Origin of the sequence: Rhodococcus sp. NPDC060176 (assembly GCF_042728675.1) — a bacterium.
Classification (GTDB): domain Bacteria; phylum Actinomycetota; class Actinomycetes; order Mycobacteriales; family Mycobacteriaceae; genus Rhodococcus_F.
Genome location: NZ_JBHWYS010000010.1, coordinates 75,369 through 91,669, shown reverse-complemented (window position 1 = coordinate 91,669; position 16,301 = coordinate 75,369). Strand labels below are relative to the sequence as shown.

Genomic DNA, 16,301 nt, shown 5'->3' with positions numbered 1-16,301 from the left:
TCCGGACCGCCCTATCGATCTGGCAGGGCAATAGGCTGGCAGGCATGACGACGGCATACGGCTTCACCGAGTACGGCGGACCCGACACACAGTCCTACTTCGACGTCACCCTGCCACCGCCCGGCGCGGGACAACTGCTGGTGTCGGTCCGAGCTGCGGGAGTCAACCCAGCCGACTGGAAGGTTCGCGCTGGCACGCGAAAAGACACCGTCCCGGTGACGCTGCCTGCGGTTCTGGGCCGCGAAGTGTCCGGTGTTGTCATCGGAATAGGTCCGCGGGTCACCGAGTTCGAGGTCGGCGACGAGGTGTTCGGCGCTACCGCCACCGGCTTCGGCGGATACGCCGAATCGACATTGCTCAACGTCTCGTCGTCAGCGCACAAGCCACCTACCGTGCCGTGGGCGGACGCCGCGGTGCTGACGGTTGCGGCGGGAACGGCCTACGACGCTCTCCACGATCTCGGCCTCAAGCCCGGGGCGACACTCCTGCTGCTCGGCGCCGGTGGCGGCGTGGGTCGCAGCACGATCGCTCTTGCACAGTCGCGGAGCATCAACGTGATCGGTGTCGCGAGCGAGTCCAAGAGAACCGCGATCGAGGAAGCCGGAGCGCGCTGGGTTGCGTCGGGGGACGGATTTGCCGACGAAGTGTCCGCGTTGTCCCCAGTCGGAGTGGACGCGGTTTTCGACCTGGTCGGCGGGGACACTCTCACCCGCGGTGCCGCGCTCGCGCGACCGGACGCGCCGATCCTGAGCATCGCCGATCCCTTGGCGGCAAGCCGGCTCGGCGGCGGCGGAGTCGAACGCCGAAGGACTACAGCAGTATTCACAGAGGTGGCGGCACTCGTAGCCGATGGGATCTTCGACCCGTCCGTGTCCGGGCGGTACCCATTCTCCCGCGCTGGTGACGCACTCGCCGCAGTCGAAGACGGCCATGCCGCCGGCAAAGTGGTGATCGAGTTCGGCTGATTCCTGTCGGTCCGCGATGATTCAATCACCATCTACGACGGGCAGGGTTCAATCACCATCTACGACGGGCGGGGGCACAGGTGGTTGCACGGTTATTCGCGATCACGTCGATGCTCGTGCTCGTATGTCTCGTCGCGTCCTGCGGATGGTTCGGGGACGAGCGTCTCGAGTCGGCCCCTGGCAGCCCGACGCGATCGGAACTCGAAGAGTTGCTGTCCCGGACCGCGATCGTCGACAAGCGTCCACATCCGGGTGGATACGAGCGCGGCTGCGGTAACGGCGAGGCCTGCGTCTTCGGCCCCGCTTGGTCCGACGACCAGGACGCACCAGGTGGCCACGACGGGTGCGATACCCGCAACAACGTCCTGGCCCACGATCTCTCGGACGTGGTGTTCAAACCCGGTACACGTGATTGCGTCGTGCTGTCCGGAGTGATGACCGACCCGTACTCCGGTGATCACATCGAATTCGAACGCAGCCAGGCCAAGTCCGTCCAAATCGACCACGTCTTCCCGCTCGCCGCGGCCTGGGACTTCGGCGCGAACTCCTGGACTCCTGCGTTGCGGATGAGGTTCGCGAACGACACGTCACTGAACCTGTTGGCCGTCAACGGCCCCGACAACCAGTCGAAAGGCGACAGCACGCCCAGTGACTGGTTGCCGCCCGATCCTGCGTACCGATGCTTCTACGCCGGCAAGTACCTGACCGTCGCGATTTCCTATGGCTTACCGGTCAGCCGAGCTGATCATTCGACCCTGACGGATCTTGCCACTCGCTGCTGATCTAGCGGCAGTCCTTCACCACTCGCCCGCTCTGGATGACGAGTGCGATCCGCTCACGATCGGCAAAGATCGAGGGATCCGTCAACGGATTGCCGCGGAAGGCAACGAGGTCGGCGAACTTACCGACTTCGATGGTGCCGACCTCGTCGGCGATTCCGAGAATGTCGGCGTTGATCCGGGTAGCGGAAACCAGTGCATCCATAGGTGTTTCGACCTTCGCGCGCAGGACCAACTCCATCCCACGGCCCGTTTGATCGGTACCGATGAGGTCGGATCCCAATCCCACTCTGACCCCGGCATTTCGAGCGGCGAGGAGCCCGTCGATCTGCCCCTGCATCATCTTTCCGATGCGAGCCGAAATCGATTCGGGCAGACCCGCCGACGCCGCACTGTCCGAGAGCGCCTGCACCACAGCCAACGTCGGCACCAAGGCGACGTCGTGCTCGGCCATCAACTTGGCGGTCTCGTCGTCGATATCGGAGCCGTGCTCGACGCATTTGGCGCCGGCAGTGACCGCGTTCCGGATTCCCACGTTGTTGTGGGCATGCACCGTGACATACGTACCGCGCGCATTGGCTTCCTCGACTGCGACTTCGATCTCGTCGATCGTGAACTGCGTGTCGGTGAGCTTGTCATGAGTCGATACCACTCCCCCGGTGACGCAAAGTTTGAGGAAGTCGGCGCCCCTGCGGAACGTCTCGCGAACGTTCTTTCGCATTTCGTGCGGACCATCGGAAAGCAGAGACATACAACGCAATCCGGGGATGTCGTGATCGGACCAGTCCGAAGTCGGCTCCCACTCCGCTGCCAGATGTCCGTGTCCACCGGTCTGGCACTGGATCGGGCCGCACTGAATGATCCGCGGTCCCGGAATCTTGCCCGAGGCGACGACTCCGGCCAGTCCGCCGTCGATTCCGCCGCAGTCACGAACAGTGGTGAATCCCCCGTCGAGGGTCGACGCGCAGGTCGCGAACATATCGGCAGCAAGCTCGGCTACCGAGATCTGACGCCGCAGGCTCGGTGCGAGATCGCTCGATCCACCGAGATGAACGTGTGCGTCGATGAGGCCGGGCGTGATCGTCAGCCCGGTGCAGTCCAGCACCTCCGCTCCCCCGGGTGACGTGCCACCGAGTGCACTGATGCGCCCGTTTTCCACAGCAACAGCGCAGTTCTCGATCGGGTCGGCGCCCGTTCCGTCGATGATCGTTGCACCGGTCAGCCATACGACAGACATATTGAATGTTCCTCCGACGTGTACCGATCGCCGGAAGAATCCGTCGACATACCGAATAGGGTTCGGTTAGTATGATGCATATCGGCTCCCGAAATCAAGAAGTTGCCGTCAATCGATCAAATCCGAGATTGCCCGCGAGTCCGAGATTGCCCCGAATCCCTCACCAGGAGAATCGATGCCGCGTCCCACTCAGCCGATACTGTCCACGCGAAACATCACCGACGCGGCTCTGGATGCTGTCGACGCAACCGGCGACTTCACCATGCCCGGGATCGCCAAGCAACTGAACGTGACTCCGTCTTCGCTCTACACACACATTTCAGGTCGATCCGAGATCGTCGAACTCATGCGCATCCGCGTGATGTCGTCGATCTCTGTCCCCCTTCCACCGGCAGGGTGGAGCGAACGGATCAGCGCGTGGGGGTGGGCCTATCGCCGAGCTGCGGTCGAGCACTGGCGCCTCATCCCGCTGCTCATGACACGAAGCGTCCGCACCGAGGTGACCTTCGCAATCGATACTGCACTGGTTCAAGCATTTTCGGACGGCGGTTTCGATCCGACCGACACTCGTCACGCAATTTCCACACTCGACAGTCTGGTTCTCGGATCAGTCGTGAAACTGTCGACGCCTGACGTCGCATGGACCCAATCCTCCAACCCGAGCGAGATCACGCGCGAGGCTACGACACCACTGCGAACCGACGACACCTTCGACTTCGGCCTGCGAACCCTGATCGCCGGATGGATGGCTCAGCGAGTCGTTCGCCTGTATACCGAACCCCATTCGGATTTTCCGGTCACTTCACGGTGAACGACCTGGTGTGCCATCCCGTGGCGCCACCGGGAATCGGCGGAGTGCGCTCTTCCACCTGAACATTCCCGTCCAAGTCCGTCGCTCTGACCTGGACCGTGTGCAAGCCTGAGCCCGCGTCCCACATCCAGGACCATTGACGCCACGTGTCGATCGAGTACTCCTGAGCCAGCGTCGCCGGTTGCCATTCACCGTTGTCGACGCGAACCTCGACCTTCTCGATCCCGCGATGCTGCGCCCAAGCAGTTCCCGCCACAAGCACCTGTCCCGGCTCGATCGGCGCCAAAGCTGCCGGTACCTCGATACGCGAGGACGTCTTGATCGGTGCCTGCGCGCCCCAACCGCGCTGGGTCCAATAGGCCTCGACCTTGTCGAAACGCGTCAACTCCCACTCCGTCACCCACTTGGTGGCGGACACGAAACCGTACAGTCCCGGAACCACCTGCCGAACGGGATAACCGTGCTCGAACGGCAACGGTTCACCGTTCATCGCCACGGCGAGGATCGCGTCGCGGCCGTCCGTGACTATCTCGACGGGAGTCCCGACCGTGAAGCCGTCGACGCTGGTCGAGAGGAGCATGTCGGCGTCGGGATGGACACCGACTTCGTCGAGCAGATCCTTCATGGGGTAACCGATCCACTTCGCATTCCCGGCCAGAACGCCACCTACCTCGTTGGAAACGCAGGTCAGCGTGATCACTCGTTCGATCGGCGTTCGCGCCACCAGATCGTCGAACGACAACGTCATCTCGCGGTCCACCATTCCGTGAATCCGTAGTTCCCACGAATCCGTCGTCAGTTGCGGCACAAGGAGCGCGGTGTCGATTCGATAGAAGTCGTCGTTGGGCGTGATGTACGTCGATGCACCGGAAATCCCGATATCCGCACCCGCCGGAATCGGCGGCGCCGGGTCAGCGGCAGTGGGCACGACGAAGTCTTCACGATTCGCCACCGCGCCGGCGATTCTCTGCCCCACGAACTTTCCGGCCGCGCCCGCTGCCGCAGCCACTGCCAACGCCGCACCCGCGAGCAGAAGGAACTGACGACGAGGCAACCACGAGTCGGCGACGCCCGGCGAGAGCGGCACCTCCAGTTGCGTGATCAACAATCGCAGCGTCGCGACGCCCGCCACCACACCGACCAGCGTCGGGAACACGTACATCGCATCGGCCGTCGGGCGTTGCATCGCCGCATACACACCAACCGCACCCAGAAGAACGAGGATGACACTGCCGATCGGTCGGCGTCGCCGTTCCAGTAATCCGGCCACCGCGCCGAGCAGAACTATCAAGATCGACATTCCGATGAACAGCGCCGGCTTGTCGTTGGTGCCGAAGGTGTCGATCGCGAACTCTCGGGCCCACGCCGGCGTTCGGTCGACGGTGGTTGCACCTACCGCGTAGAACGGCGATGCGTCCGGGTTGATCGGCAGCGCCACCAGTTCACCGATCCCCAGGACGACAGCCGCGGCCAACACTCCGGAGATCGCATGGGCAACCCACCTACGGCGCGGTGGACGAGATTCGGTGCTCGGGTGCTCGTCGATGTTCTGTGTGACCATGTCGTCTCGGCTCTGTCGGTGCGAGTGGTGCTTCGATCGGATACCCGACATTCGGCACTGCGGGTCATCCGGATGGGTGTCCCTCCTCCATCAAGAACTACCCCGTCGTCGCGATTAGAGTGGGAACGATGACCGTCGACCTCAACAAGGACACGCTGCTGTGCATGTCGCTCTCCGGGCGACCGAGCAATATCGGCACCAGGTTTCACAATTACCTCTACGAGGAATTGGGCCTGAACTTCGTCTACAAAGCCTTCACCACCGAAGACGTACCCGCGGCGATCGCCGGCATACGAGCACTCGGGATTCGAGGCTGCGGGGTGTCGATGCCGTTCAAGGAACAGGTCATCGAGCACATCGACGTCATGCACGATTCGGCCAGTGCTATCGACTCCGTGAACACGATCGTCAACGAGTCCGGAGTGCTGCACGCCTACAACACCGACTATCAGGCGGTCGCCGATCTGCTGCGTGACAACGGCGTCGACACGAGCCTGTCCGTCGCTGTCGCCGGAAGTGGCGGCATGGCCAAAGCAGTCGTCGCTGCGGTGCGCGACACCGGTTTCACCGACGTCACGGTGATCGCCCGCAACCAGCAAGCGGGGTCATCGCTCGCGAAGCAGTACGGGTTCGACTGGCAGACCGAGCTAGGCGAGCTACGTCCCGGTGTGCTGATCAACGCGACTCCGATCGGCATGTCCGGCGGCGCGGAAGCAGATGCATTGTCGTTTCCCGAACAAGCAGTGCGCGCAGCCACGGTTGTCTTCGACGTCGTCGCGATGCCTGCGAACACGCCACTGATCGCGTTGGCGACCGAACTCGGCAAGACGGCGATCACGGGAGCGTCGGTCATTGCCCTTCAGGCCGCCGAGCAGTTCGTGCTCTACACCGGCGTGCGTCCGAGCGCGGAGCAGATCCAGCGAGCGTCGGAATACTCACGGGCCTAGGACCACGACGCCGTGAACGAGACCGGGGAGACTCCACCTCAACAACTCGCGCGGAACTTCAACGAGTTGTTGCAAGAACTGCGCGTCGCGCTCTCTGGTGTTCAGATCCTGTTCGCCTTCTTGCTGGCCGTGGCATTCACCGAACGCTACGAGGAAGCGTCGGCGTACATCCGCGGCATCCACTTGGTGACGGTGATACTTGTCGCCATCTCGTTCGGATTCCTGATGGCGCCCGCGGTCTGGCACCGTATGCTGTTCCGTCGCGGGCACCGTCGGGACATCTTGCCTGTGGCCAATCGATTCGCTCTGTGCGGCATAGCTTTTCTCGCCGCCTCCATGACCGGCACGGTCCTGTTGATCGCCGAGGTCGCCGTCGGGGGTGTTGCCGCCAAGGCCTTGGCAGCGTGCGCTGCGATCATGTTCACGGCACTGTGGTTCCTCGTGCCGTCATTCATCGATCGCACCAAAAGCTGATTCAGGCTCCGGTGTCGACGGCGCGAGTGCTGTCGTTCGACCACTGTGACCATGAGCCCGGGAACAGAGTCGCGTCGTAACCTGCGATCGCGAGCGCCGCAATCTCGTGCGCTGCAGTCACTCCGGATCCGCAGTACACCGCGACGCTGTCTCCGGCGCCCAGTCCGGCGAACCGCTCACGCAGGCGGGTCGCATCCAGGAACCGCCCGTCGCCGGTGATGTTCTCCGCGGTCGGCGCGCTCACCGCACCGGGGATGTGCCCTGCGACGGGATCCATCTGCTCGACCTCGCCGCGGTACCGCTCCCCCGCTCGGGCGTCGAGAAGCACACCGCCCGCACGCGTCCAGTCGCCGACGCCGTCGATGTCGACCGTCGGCATGTTGCCGCCGGCGAAAGTCACGTTGCCTTCAGTGACCGACTCACCGATACCGGCCGCCAACGGTAGTCCCGCGGACTCCCAGGCCTGTAGCCCGCCGTCGAGCAGTCGGACATCCGAGAGCCCGGCCCACCGCAGCAGCCACCAACCACGGGCAGCGGCCGTGTTGCCGGTGGCGTCGTAGAGCACCACCGAATCACCGTCGCCGATTCCCCAACGACGCGCAGCGTCCTGCAGGTCTTCGAGACTCGGCAGCGGGTGCCTTCCCTTTTCCGGCGACGGCGGCGAGGCAAGTTCCTCGTCGAGGTTCACGAATACCGCGCCGGGAATATGGCCGTCGCGAAAATGCTGCTCGCCGTTCGAATCACCCAGCGCCCATCGGACATCGAGCAATCGCGGCGCAGCGCCGGCCTCGATGAGAGCGGACAGTTCTTCGACGTCGATCAGCACGGGAAGTGTCATGAGCCCATCCTGACACGAACTCTCACGCAACCCCGAAGAAGGCACCGAGGCCCACCAACAACACGCCCGTCACCACATCGATCCTCTTGCCGACGCCAGGGCGACGCAGCTTCTTGCCGGCTCCGGCCGCCAGCACCACCACGATCGCCCACCACAACGCTGCGGCGACGACCGTCGCGCCCGCCAACATCAACGTGCGCAGCCCTGCGCCTTCACCCGGCTCGATGAACTGCGGGAGGAGTCCGAGAAAGAACAACAACGCCTTCGGGTTCAGCAAGTTCGACAGGAATCCGTAGCGAAACGCCGTGGTGGCGGCAATCGGTTCCTTTGCCGCCGGAATTCCCTCGTCCGAGGCTCTGGCTTTGAATGCACTTCGGATCGCCGAGATGCCGAGCCAGGTCAGATATGCCGCCCCGGCGTACGTGAGCGCGGAGAGCAACTGCGGACGCGTCGCGACGAGGGCGGAAAGACCCAGTGACGCCGCAGCGGTGTGAACGAACAGCCCCGAGATCACGCCGGCAGCCACCACCGCGCCGGTCCGACGATCTGCCAGAGAATGACGCAGGATCAGGACAAAATCCGGTCCCGGCGTGAACAGGACGATGGATAGCAGGGAGCCGAAAGCGAGCCATTGACCGACACTCATCCGAAATACCTCACACCCGAGCTGATTCGAGACACATGTTCATGCCAGGAGCGTGCAACTGGATCCGGGAAGTTCAAAACGACTCCGGATATAGTTCGGCAGATGACGAAGAATGAGCCTCTGGATCCGGTGGACTGGAAGATTTTGGCCGAATTGCAGAACGACGCGTCGATCACCAACAAGGTGTTGGCCGATCGAGTCGGTTTGGCGACGTCCTCGTGCCACGAGCGCGTACGACGCCTACGCGCCAACGGGACGATCAGCGGCATTCATGCGGCTGTCGACCCGGCTGCGGTGGGTCGGTCGATGCAGGCGATCATCGCCGTGCAATTGCGACCACACCGCCGCGACCTCGTCGACCGCTTCACGGCCGACGCGCTCGCATTGCCGGAAACCCTTGCCCTCTTCAACGTCTCGGGCCCGGAGGATTTCTTCCTCCACGTCGCGGTCCGCGACAGTGCTCATCTACAACGGGTACTGATCGACCACCTCGCCGCGCACCCCGAGGTCTGGCACGCCCAAACGCACCTCATCTACGGCAAAGCGGTCACCTCGCCCATCCGACCGGACAGGTAATTCGCGCCTCGAGGTGGTCGGGCAGAATCACTGACCATGTCGGACTCCACAGAAACAACCGAACCGGAAGCCGTTCGCAGCAACTCACAACCGATGAGCGCAGGCATCGTCACGGCCCTCGTCGGCTTCACCAGTTCGTTCGCGGTGGTGCTCACCGGACTCGCCGCCGTCGGTGCGGACGCAGCCGAGGCGGCGTCCGGTCTGTTGGTTCTGTGCGTGACCCAAGCATTGGGAATGCTCTGGCTCTCACGCCGGTATCGGATGCCGATCACCCTCGCCTGGTCGACGCCCGGTGCCGCTCTGCTCGCCGGCGCGGGTGCGGTCGAGGGTGGGTGGCCGGCCGCGGTCGGCGCCTTCGTCGTCGTGGGAATCGCGATAGTTCTGACCGGATTGTGGCCGACGCTCGGAAGAGTCATCTCGGCAATCCCGACGCCCCTCGCGCAGGCGATGCTCGCCGGAGTTCTGATGCCGCTGTGCCTGGCGCCGATCATCGCCGTCCGGGACGCACCGGCAGCGGTCGCACCGGTCATCCTGGTCTGGCTTGCGGCGCAACGCTTCTCCAAGCGATGGGCGGTTCCGCTCGCGTTTCTCACCGCGGCGATCGTGATCGGGATCAGCCTCGTCACGTCGGATCGCGCGCTCGACGCCGGCGCCATGATCCCCCGCATCGATCTCACCGCGCCGTCGTGGACCTGGCAGGCGATGATCGGCATCGCCGTTCCGCTCTACATCGTCACGATGGCTTCGCAGAACATTCCCGGTGTGGCGGTGATGAATTCGTTCGGATACACCGTTCCCTGGCGACCGTCGATGATCGTGACGGGTATCGGCACCATCGTCGGCGCTCCGGCCGGTGGCCACGCGATCAACCTCGCGGCAATCAGCGCAGCCCTGGCCGCCGCCCCCATCGCACATCCGGATCCCAAACGCCGATGGATCGCTGCCTTCACCGCAGGCTGGGCGTATCTCGTTCTCGCTGCGGGCGCGGCCGCCGTGGCCGCCTTGGTAGCTGCCGCTCCGGCCGGCGTCGTGGAAACTGTTGCCGGACTGGCACTCCTGGCAACACTGGCCGGTGCCCTCACTTCGGCGCTGAGCGAGGCGAGTGAACGTGAAGGCGCCGTGGTCACGTTTCTGATCGCCGCATCCGGCGTCAGTATCCTGGGAATCGGTTCGGCATTCTGGGCACTGTTGGTGGGACTGATCGTGCGTGCCGTCCTGCAGGGCACCACCCTGCCCTCACTCTCGCGAAAGTCCTCACTACAGTCGAAGCCGTGAGCACAGCGCAGACGCCCCCGTCGATCAGCGAGTTTCCCGTCCTCTGGCCCGTCCCGACGCGGTGGGACGACAACGATCACTACGGCCACGTCAACAACGTGACCTACTACTCGTACTTCGACACCGCGGTCAACGCCTGGCTGATGTCGTCCACGGGAACTGACATCCGCAACCTGCCTGCTATCGGCGTCGTCGCCGAGACGTCGTGCCGGTACCTGAGCGAACTGTCGTTCCCCGAGCAGTTGCAGGTGGGTATCTCCGTCGAAAAGCTGGGCACCAAGAGCATCGTCTACTCCCTCGCGATTTTTCACGAGGTCGACGGCGGCAATTGGGAACCCGCTGCCAGCGGACGCTTTGTTCACGTCTACGTCGACGCCGACACCCGGAAGCCGGTGGAGATCCCGGCTGCGATCAGATCGGCAGCCGGGACCTTGACCGAAAACTAGCTCAGACCGAGCTGATCCGCCGTCAAGACGGCGCGTGCAACGATTCCGTCGATCAGCGCGACCGTCGGGCCTCCGTGCTCAGCCTTGTTGCGCGGATCGTCGAGGATACGGCGCAGCACGCCCTCGGCGATGATCGAGAGCTTCCACAGCGCGAGTACGTGCCAGTAACCGACAGCTGACACGTCGCGGCCGGTCGCCTCGACGTAGGCAGCGACTAGCTCGTCACGGTTCGGGAAGCCTTCCAGCGTGGACGCCATGAACGGACCGGCAACTTTGTCGCCGGCTTCCGGCCAGTACGCGAGGAGCGCACCGAGATCCGCGAGTGGCTCCCCCAACGTGCACAGCTCCCAGTCGACGACGGCAACGATGCGTCCCTCGACCGGATCGGTGATGACGTTGTTGAGGTGGAAGTCGCCGTGGACCAAGGTCACTTCGCTCTGTTCCGGAATGTTTCGGTGCAGAATCTCGGCCAACCGGTCGACGTCGGGAACATCGCGGGTCTTCGACTTCTCCCACTGCGCCGACCACCGTTTGAGCTGACGCTCGGCAAAGGGCTTGCGGCTGGCCAGATCGTCGAGGCCGGTCTCTTCAAGGTCGACCCCATGGATGCTCGCGAGGGTTTTCGGCATCGCCAATCCGACCGCACGACGCTCGTCCTCGGTCAGCTTCTGAGCCACCGGTACGCCGTCGATCACGACGCCGTCGATGTAGCTCATGAGAACCAGCGGAGCGTCCGTGATCTCCGGGTCTTCCGTGATGCCGAGGATCTTGGGAACGGGCACTTTGGTGCCCTGGAGCGAGGACAGAATGCGGTGCTCACGAACGACGTCGTGCGCTGACGCCAACAACGTGCCCAGTGGAGGTCTGCGCAGTACCCACCGTCCTCCGCCCGCATCTGTCACGGAGTAGGTCAGGTTCGATTGCCCGTTACCGATCCTCTCGAAAGTCAGTGGTGTCGTGGCGCCGACCCCCAGTTCGGCGATCCACGCGGAAACAGCTTCTTCGTTCAAACCGACTGCAGTCACCGCACCGATGCTAGCGGTTGATTTCCGATCGGTTGGCCGTACCGACACGTTTGTTACTCGCCAGTTCGCAATTCCGGCCTTGATACAGCGGTGAAAACACTTGCGGATTTCCCGATCAGGGGGATCCTGATGGTAGAGCGACAACTGCATACAACACATCGGGATTGTGCGGCGTACTCACGAGGCGCGCCGGGCATGAGCAGAAACCGAGGTGAGCGAAGATGATCGACAACCTCGATTATCCGGTCCAACTCATCCAACCGAACGGCGCACGCGTGTGCCGTCCCGAATTCGACCGTCTGATAACAGACATCGGGCCCGACGAACTGCTGTCGTTGTATTGCGATCTCGTCGTGAGTCGCCGAATCGACACCGAAGCTGTTGCCCTGCAGCGTCAAGGCGAAATAGGGTTGTGGGCTCCGATGCTCGGCCAGGAAGCCTCGCAGGTCGGTTCCGCGAGAGCGCTTGCCCCCGACGACTTCGCGTTCACGAGCTACCGCGAACATGCCGTCGCGTACTCCCGGGGAGTTCCCCCCGAATTGCTGACCACCATGTGGCGAGGAATCTCCCATTCCGGTTGGGATCCAAAACAATTCAACGTCACCAATCCGGCGATCGTCGTCGGCTCCCAAGGGCTGCACGCCACCGGGTACGCACTCGGCGCACACCTGGACGGCGCCGAGATCGCAACGATCGCGTACTTCGGCGACGGCGCAACAAGTCAGGGCGATATCGCCGAGGCGATGGGATTTGCCGCCAGTTTCCGTGTCGGCGTTGTCTTCTTCTGCCAGAACAACCAGTGGGCCATCAGTGAACCGGTATCCCTCCAGTCACGCACGCCCATCTCACATCGGGCGATCGGTTACGGCATCCCCGCGATCCGTGTCGACGGTAACGACGTCCTCGCCGTTCTCGCAGTCACGCGCTCGGCGCTCAATCGCGCACGCGAAGGCAGCGGCCCGACGTTCATCGAGGCGATCACCTGCAGAATGGGCCCGCACACGACGTCCGACGATCCGAGCAGGTACCGCGCCGATACGGATATGTCGGAGTGGAGAAGCCGCGATCCCCTCGAGCGAATGCGTCTGTTCCTCGGCCGTCGCGATCTTCTCGGAGAAAACGAACTCAGCACCATCGCGGCGGCGGCCGACGACGTCGCAGCTGGACTGCGACGCGCAACCATCGCGCTCGCCGATCCACCCCCGTCAGCGCTCTTCGATCACGTCTACGCCGAGGCACACTCGTTGATCGACGCTGAACGCGAAGAGCATCGCGCGTATCTGGGCAGCCTGGAAGGGGCTCTGTCATGACCGTCATGAATCTGGTGACCGCGCTCAACGCCGGCCTGAGACGCGCACTCGAAGACGATCGTCGCGTGGTGATCATGGGAGAGGACGTCGGCCGTCTCGGCGGCGTATTCCGGGTTACCGACGCCTTGCAGAAGGACTTCGGCGATACCCGGGTGATCGACATGCCGCTCGCCGAATCAGGGATCGTGGGAACAGCTTTCGGCTTGGCTTTGCGCGGATACCGTCCGGTCTGCGAGATCCAGTTCGACGGTTTCGTCTACCCGGCCTTCGATCAGATCGTGTCCCAGGTGGCAAAGATCCACTACCGCACCCGAGGTACTGTGACCGCACCACTGACCATCCGGATTCCCAGCGGCGGCGGAATCGGTGCGGTGGAACATCATTCGGAGTCACCGGAGGCGTACTTCGCTCACACCGCAGGACTGCGAGTGGTGTATCCGAGCAATCCGGTCGACGGTTTTCACATGATCCGACAGTCGATTGCCGCCGACGACCCGGTGATTTTCCTCGAACCCAAACGGCGCTACTGGGACACCGCCGACGTGGATACCGATGCCGCGCCTGAGCTTCCGCTCCACCGTGCCCGCGTCGCCCGCTCGGGAAACGACGCGACAGTGGTTGCGTACGGATCCATGGTCACCACCGCACTCGACGCCGCGCGGATCGCCGAAGAAGAAGGCCACGACCTGGAAGTGGTGGATCTACGTTCGCTCTCCCCCGTCGACTTCGACACGATCGAGGCGTCCGTGAACAAGACGGGCCGTCTGGTCGTCGTCCACGAGGCGCCGAAGTTTCTCGGCGTCGGCGCCGAAATCGCAGCACACGTCGCAGAACACTGCTTCTACCAGTTGGAGTCGCCGATCCTGCGGGTCACCGGATTCGACATCCCCTATCCGCCCGCCAAGCTCGAGCAGTTTCACCTTCCGGACACCGACCGGATCCTCGCGGCGCTCGACCGGACGCTGGCGGCATGAGTACAGCGCAGGAATTCCGATTGCCGGATCTCGGAGAGGGCCTGACGTCCGCCGATCTGGTCGAGTGGACGGTCAAAGTCGGCGAGACTGTGGTACTCAATCAAGTTCTCGCCCAGGTGGAGACGGCCAAAGCTCTGGTCGAACTGCCCTCTCCCTACGTCGGCGTTGTCAGAGAACTCCTCGTCGAACCTGGCACCACTGTTCCGGTCGGCACTCCGATCATCCGTATCGAGGGGCCTGCCGATCCGCGTGATCCACAGTCGCCGAATGTGCTGGTCGGGTACGGGCCCACGGCTGAGCAACCGAGTCGGCGACGGAGCAGGATCGCGCCGCACCCGCAGCCCCGACCGACACCGGAGCGACGGCCCGCAACACCCTCGGCGCGACGCGCGGCGCGTGAAGCAGGAGTCGATCTGAGTGAGATCCCCGGAAGCGGGTTCGACGGCGCCGTCACCGCGGCTGACGTCGCAGACGTGCTTACCGTGCAGGCGCCGTTGGATGAAGCGGCACAGCCGACCTCATCCGGCATGCGGAAACAGATGGCGTCGGCGATGGTTGCCAGCACCCGCGCTCCCCAGGCCAGCGTCTTTCTCACTTCCGATGTCACGGCGTCGACGGAACTGCTCGGCAGGCTCCGTTCCTCGAACGCGTTCACCGGGCTGTCCCTCACTCCACTGACTCTCGCGGCCAAGGCATTGGTGACCGCAATCGCGTCGCACCCGATGGTAAACGCGCATTGGGACGAGGCTCGCGGCGACGCCGTCATCGACGATCACGTGAATCTCGGCATCGCCGTGGCCGCCGAGCGTGGGCTGTCCGTGCCCAACATCAAGAGCGCCGAGACCCTGAACCTGGTTCAACTCGCCCGCGCCGTGACCGAACTGACTGTCGCTGCCCGCGCGGGAGTGACCGACGTCCATCACCTGACCGGCGGCACCGTCACGATCACCAATGTCGGAGTCTTCGGCGTCGACGGCGGCATTCCGCTTCTCAATCCAGGAGAAGCCGTCATCCTCTGCCTGGGCTCGGTGAGCGAGCGTCCGTGGGTGATCGAGCGCAAGATCGAAGTGCGGAGCGTCGTGACACTGACGTTGACCTTTGACCACCGCGTGCTGAGCGGTGAGCAGGCCGCGAGATTCCTCTCATTTGTCGCGGAGATGCTCGCGGACCCGGACCTGTTGCTGTCTCACCTGTAAAAAGGAACGAGTGAGCGTCAACCCCACCGACCGCGCAGTCCCCACCTCCGCCCTGGTACGCGCCCGGGCCGGCATCTTCGGCATCTTCGGCATCAACGGATTTCTCCTCGCAATGTGGGTCGTCCACATTCCGTCCATCGAACACCGTGTCGGAATCAGTCACTCGACGCTCGGCTCACTGCTTCTCCTACTCGCTGTCGGAGCCATTGCCGGTATGCAATTGAGCGGCCCGCTCGCCGATCGATACGGCAGCAGGCGCATGGTCATCCTCGCGGGCAGCGGGTTGGCATTCGCCACCCTCGGCCCGGGGTTTGCCACGAACACCTGGCAACTCGGCGCTGCCCTTGTGGTGTTCGGCTTCGCGAACGGCGCTTTGGACGTGTCGATGAACTCGCAGGCTGTCGAAGCCGAACAGCTGTACCGGCGCCCGATCATGGCGGCCTTTCACGGCATGTTCTCTGTCGGCGGCGTGTTGGGGTCCGTCATCGGATTCGGCACTCTCGCACTGGAACTTCCGCCGTACGTCACGCTCAGCATCGCGTCGGCAATCGGTTTACTAGCGCTCTGGCTGTGCTCGCGCCCCCTGCTCCCCCACGTCCACGTGCACGCAGATACGGCGTCGACTGCAGGAAAGACGCACGGCAGATTCTCGGCTCGCGTGCTCGCGCTCGGAACCCTCGCCTTTGTTCTGATGCTGGCCGAGGGAGTGGCAAACGACTGGAGCGCGCTGCAGGTCAAGGAAGATCTCGGTGTTTCGAATGCCGTTGCCGCACTGTCGTTCGGCGCATTCTCCGCCATGATGACCGTCGGCCGGTTCACCGCGGATCGGATCAGCGCGGCAGTCGGCCCGGTGGCCGTGGTTCGCTACGGCGCATTGCTGTCGTCCGTCGGCATGCTGACCGTCGTGGTATCCGACTGGCTACCGCTGACGCTGCTCGGTTGGGCACTGTTCGGCGCAGGCCTGTCGGGATGTATTCCGCAGATCTTCACCACGGCCGGAAATCTGGGCTCAGGTTCGGCCGGTACCAACATGTCTCGCGTCGTCGGCATGGGATACATCGGATTCCTCGCCGGGCCGGCAACCATCGGGTGGGTCACCAAGCTTGTGCCTCTCACCACAGCAATGCTGATCCCATTTGCATGCGTCCTGGTCGCAGCGGGTTGTGCGGGTGTCGTTCGGCGCGATTCTCCGACCGCCTACAGACCTCACAGCTGATCCTCACGATCGGCACAGACTCAAC

At 63.7% G+C, this 16,301-nt stretch carries 17 protein-coding genes; 12 read left to right on the top strand and 5 right to left on the bottom strand.

Translation table 11 applies throughout. From position 1 onward, the window contains the following. The first annotated feature begins 44 nt into the window (after positions 1 to 44). Positions 45 to 965, top strand: a complete 921-nt coding sequence (locus ACFWEM_RS30200; protein ID WP_378539422.1) for an NADP-dependent oxidoreductase — start codon at positions 45 to 47, stop codon at positions 963 to 965. 80 nt (positions 966 to 1,045) lie between these two features. Continuing rightward, a complete protein-coding gene (locus ACFWEM_RS30195; protein WP_378539421.1) occupies positions 1,046 to 1,747 on the top strand; it encodes an HNH endonuclease family protein in 702 nt (233 codons plus the stop codon). 1 nt (position 1,748) lies between these two features. On the opposite strand, the gene ACFWEM_RS30190 is transcribed toward ACFWEM_RS30195, so the two are convergent. Further along, complete coding sequence (locus ACFWEM_RS30190) at positions 1,749 to 2,981, bottom strand: amidohydrolase family protein (protein ID WP_378539420.1); 1,233 nt, start codon at positions 2,979 to 2,981, stop codon at positions 1,749 to 1,751. Between the two features lie 175 nt (positions 2,982 to 3,156). Here ACFWEM_RS30190 and ACFWEM_RS30185 point away from each other — a divergent pair, with 175 nt between their 5' ends. Beyond that, complete coding sequence (locus ACFWEM_RS30185) at positions 3,157 to 3,792, top strand: TetR/AcrR family transcriptional regulator C-terminal domain-containing protein (protein ID WP_378539419.1); 636 nt, start codon at positions 3,157 to 3,159, stop codon at positions 3,790 to 3,792. Here the strand turns inward: ACFWEM_RS30185 and ACFWEM_RS30180 are convergent. Beyond that, positions 3,779 to 5,353 (bottom strand): molybdopterin-dependent oxidoreductase, encoded by a 1,575-nt coding sequence (locus ACFWEM_RS30180; RefSeq protein WP_378539418.1) that lies wholly within the window; start codon positions 5,351 to 5,353, stop codon positions 3,779 to 3,781. The genes ACFWEM_RS30185 and ACFWEM_RS30180 overlap by 14 nt on opposite strands. Positions 5,354 to 5,481: 128 nt before the next feature. Between ACFWEM_RS30180 and ACFWEM_RS30175 the strand changes: the two genes are divergently transcribed. Both ACFWEM_RS30175 and ACFWEM_RS30170 read left to right on the top strand, forming a co-directional pair. Further along, a complete protein-coding gene (locus tag ACFWEM_RS30175) occupies positions 5,482 to 6,300 on the top strand; it encodes a shikimate 5-dehydrogenase (RefSeq protein WP_378539417.1) in 819 nt (272 codons plus the stop codon). A gap of 12 nt (positions 6,301 to 6,312) precedes the next feature. Further along, entirely contained in the window at positions 6,313 to 6,774 is a 462-nt protein-coding gene (locus ACFWEM_RS30170) for a DUF6328 family protein (protein WP_378539416.1), read from the top strand. A gap of 1 nt (position 6,775) precedes the next feature. Here ACFWEM_RS30170 and ACFWEM_RS30165 read toward each other — a convergent pair whose 3' ends face one another. Together ACFWEM_RS30165 and ACFWEM_RS30160 are read right to left on the bottom strand one after the other, a co-directional pair. Next, the gene (locus ACFWEM_RS30165; protein ID WP_378539415.1) at positions 6,776 to 7,612 is read right to left on the bottom strand and encodes a sulfurtransferase; all 837 of its coding nucleotides are present in this window, start codon (positions 7,610 to 7,612) and stop codon (positions 6,776 to 6,778) included. A 22-nt stretch (positions 7,613 to 7,634) separates the two neighbouring features. Continuing rightward, on the bottom strand, positions 7,635 to 8,258 hold the full coding sequence (locus ACFWEM_RS30160; protein WP_378539414.1) for a LysE family translocator: 624 nt from the start codon (positions 8,256 to 8,258) through the stop codon (positions 7,635 to 7,637). 102 nt (positions 8,259 to 8,360) lie between these two features. Between ACFWEM_RS30160 and ACFWEM_RS30155 the strand changes: the two genes are divergently transcribed. From ACFWEM_RS30155 to ACFWEM_RS30145, 3 genes are read left to right on the top strand one after another with little or no spacing between them, the layout of a single operon-like run. Then, the gene (locus tag ACFWEM_RS30155) at positions 8,361 to 8,834 is read left to right on the top strand and encodes an Lrp/AsnC family transcriptional regulator (RefSeq protein WP_378539413.1); all 474 of its coding nucleotides are present in this window, start codon (positions 8,361 to 8,363) and stop codon (positions 8,832 to 8,834) included. A 36-nt stretch (positions 8,835 to 8,870) separates the two neighbouring features. Beyond that, positions 8,871 to 10,109 (top strand): benzoate/H(+) symporter BenE family transporter, encoded by a 1,239-nt coding sequence (locus tag ACFWEM_RS30150; protein ID WP_378539412.1) that lies wholly within the window; start codon positions 8,871 to 8,873, stop codon positions 10,107 to 10,109. After that, positions 10,106 to 10,555, top strand: a complete 450-nt coding sequence (locus tag ACFWEM_RS30145; RefSeq protein ID WP_378449283.1) for an acyl-CoA thioesterase — start codon at positions 10,106 to 10,108, stop codon at positions 10,553 to 10,555. The genes ACFWEM_RS30150 and ACFWEM_RS30145 overlap by 4 nt, the downstream gene beginning before the upstream one ends. On the opposite strand, the gene ACFWEM_RS30140 is transcribed toward ACFWEM_RS30145, so the two are convergent. Further along, entirely contained in the window at positions 10,552 to 11,580 is a 1,029-nt protein-coding gene (locus ACFWEM_RS30140; protein ID WP_378539411.1) for a phosphotransferase family protein, read from the bottom strand. The two genes, ACFWEM_RS30145 and ACFWEM_RS30140, sit on opposite strands and share 4 nt — an antisense overlap. Before the next feature lie 221 nt (positions 11,581 to 11,801). Here ACFWEM_RS30140 and pdhA point away from each other — a divergent pair, with 221 nt between their 5' ends. The 4 genes from pdhA to ACFWEM_RS30120 are packed head-to-tail and all read left to right on the top strand — an operon-like array spanning position 11,802 to position 16,276. Next, a complete protein-coding gene (gene pdhA / locus ACFWEM_RS30135; RefSeq protein ID WP_378539410.1) occupies positions 11,802 to 12,890 on the top strand; it encodes a pyruvate dehydrogenase (acetyl-transferring) E1 component subunit alpha in 1,089 nt (362 codons plus the stop codon). Then, entirely contained in the window at positions 12,887 to 13,864 is a 978-nt protein-coding gene (locus ACFWEM_RS30130; protein WP_378539409.1) for an alpha-ketoacid dehydrogenase subunit beta, read from the top strand. Before pdhA ends, ACFWEM_RS30130 begins: the two co-directional genes overlap by 4 nt. Then, on the top strand, positions 13,861 to 15,060 hold the full coding sequence (locus ACFWEM_RS30125) for a dihydrolipoamide acetyltransferase family protein (protein ID WP_378539408.1): 1,200 nt from the start codon (positions 13,861 to 13,863) through the stop codon (positions 15,058 to 15,060). Before ACFWEM_RS30130 ends, ACFWEM_RS30125 begins: the two co-directional genes overlap by 4 nt. 10 nt (positions 15,061 to 15,070) lie before the next feature. Next, positions 15,071 to 16,276, top strand: a complete 1,206-nt coding sequence (locus ACFWEM_RS30120) for an MFS transporter (protein ID WP_378539407.1) — start codon at positions 15,071 to 15,073, stop codon at positions 16,274 to 16,276. Positions 16,277 to 16,301 lie beyond the last annotated feature (25 nt).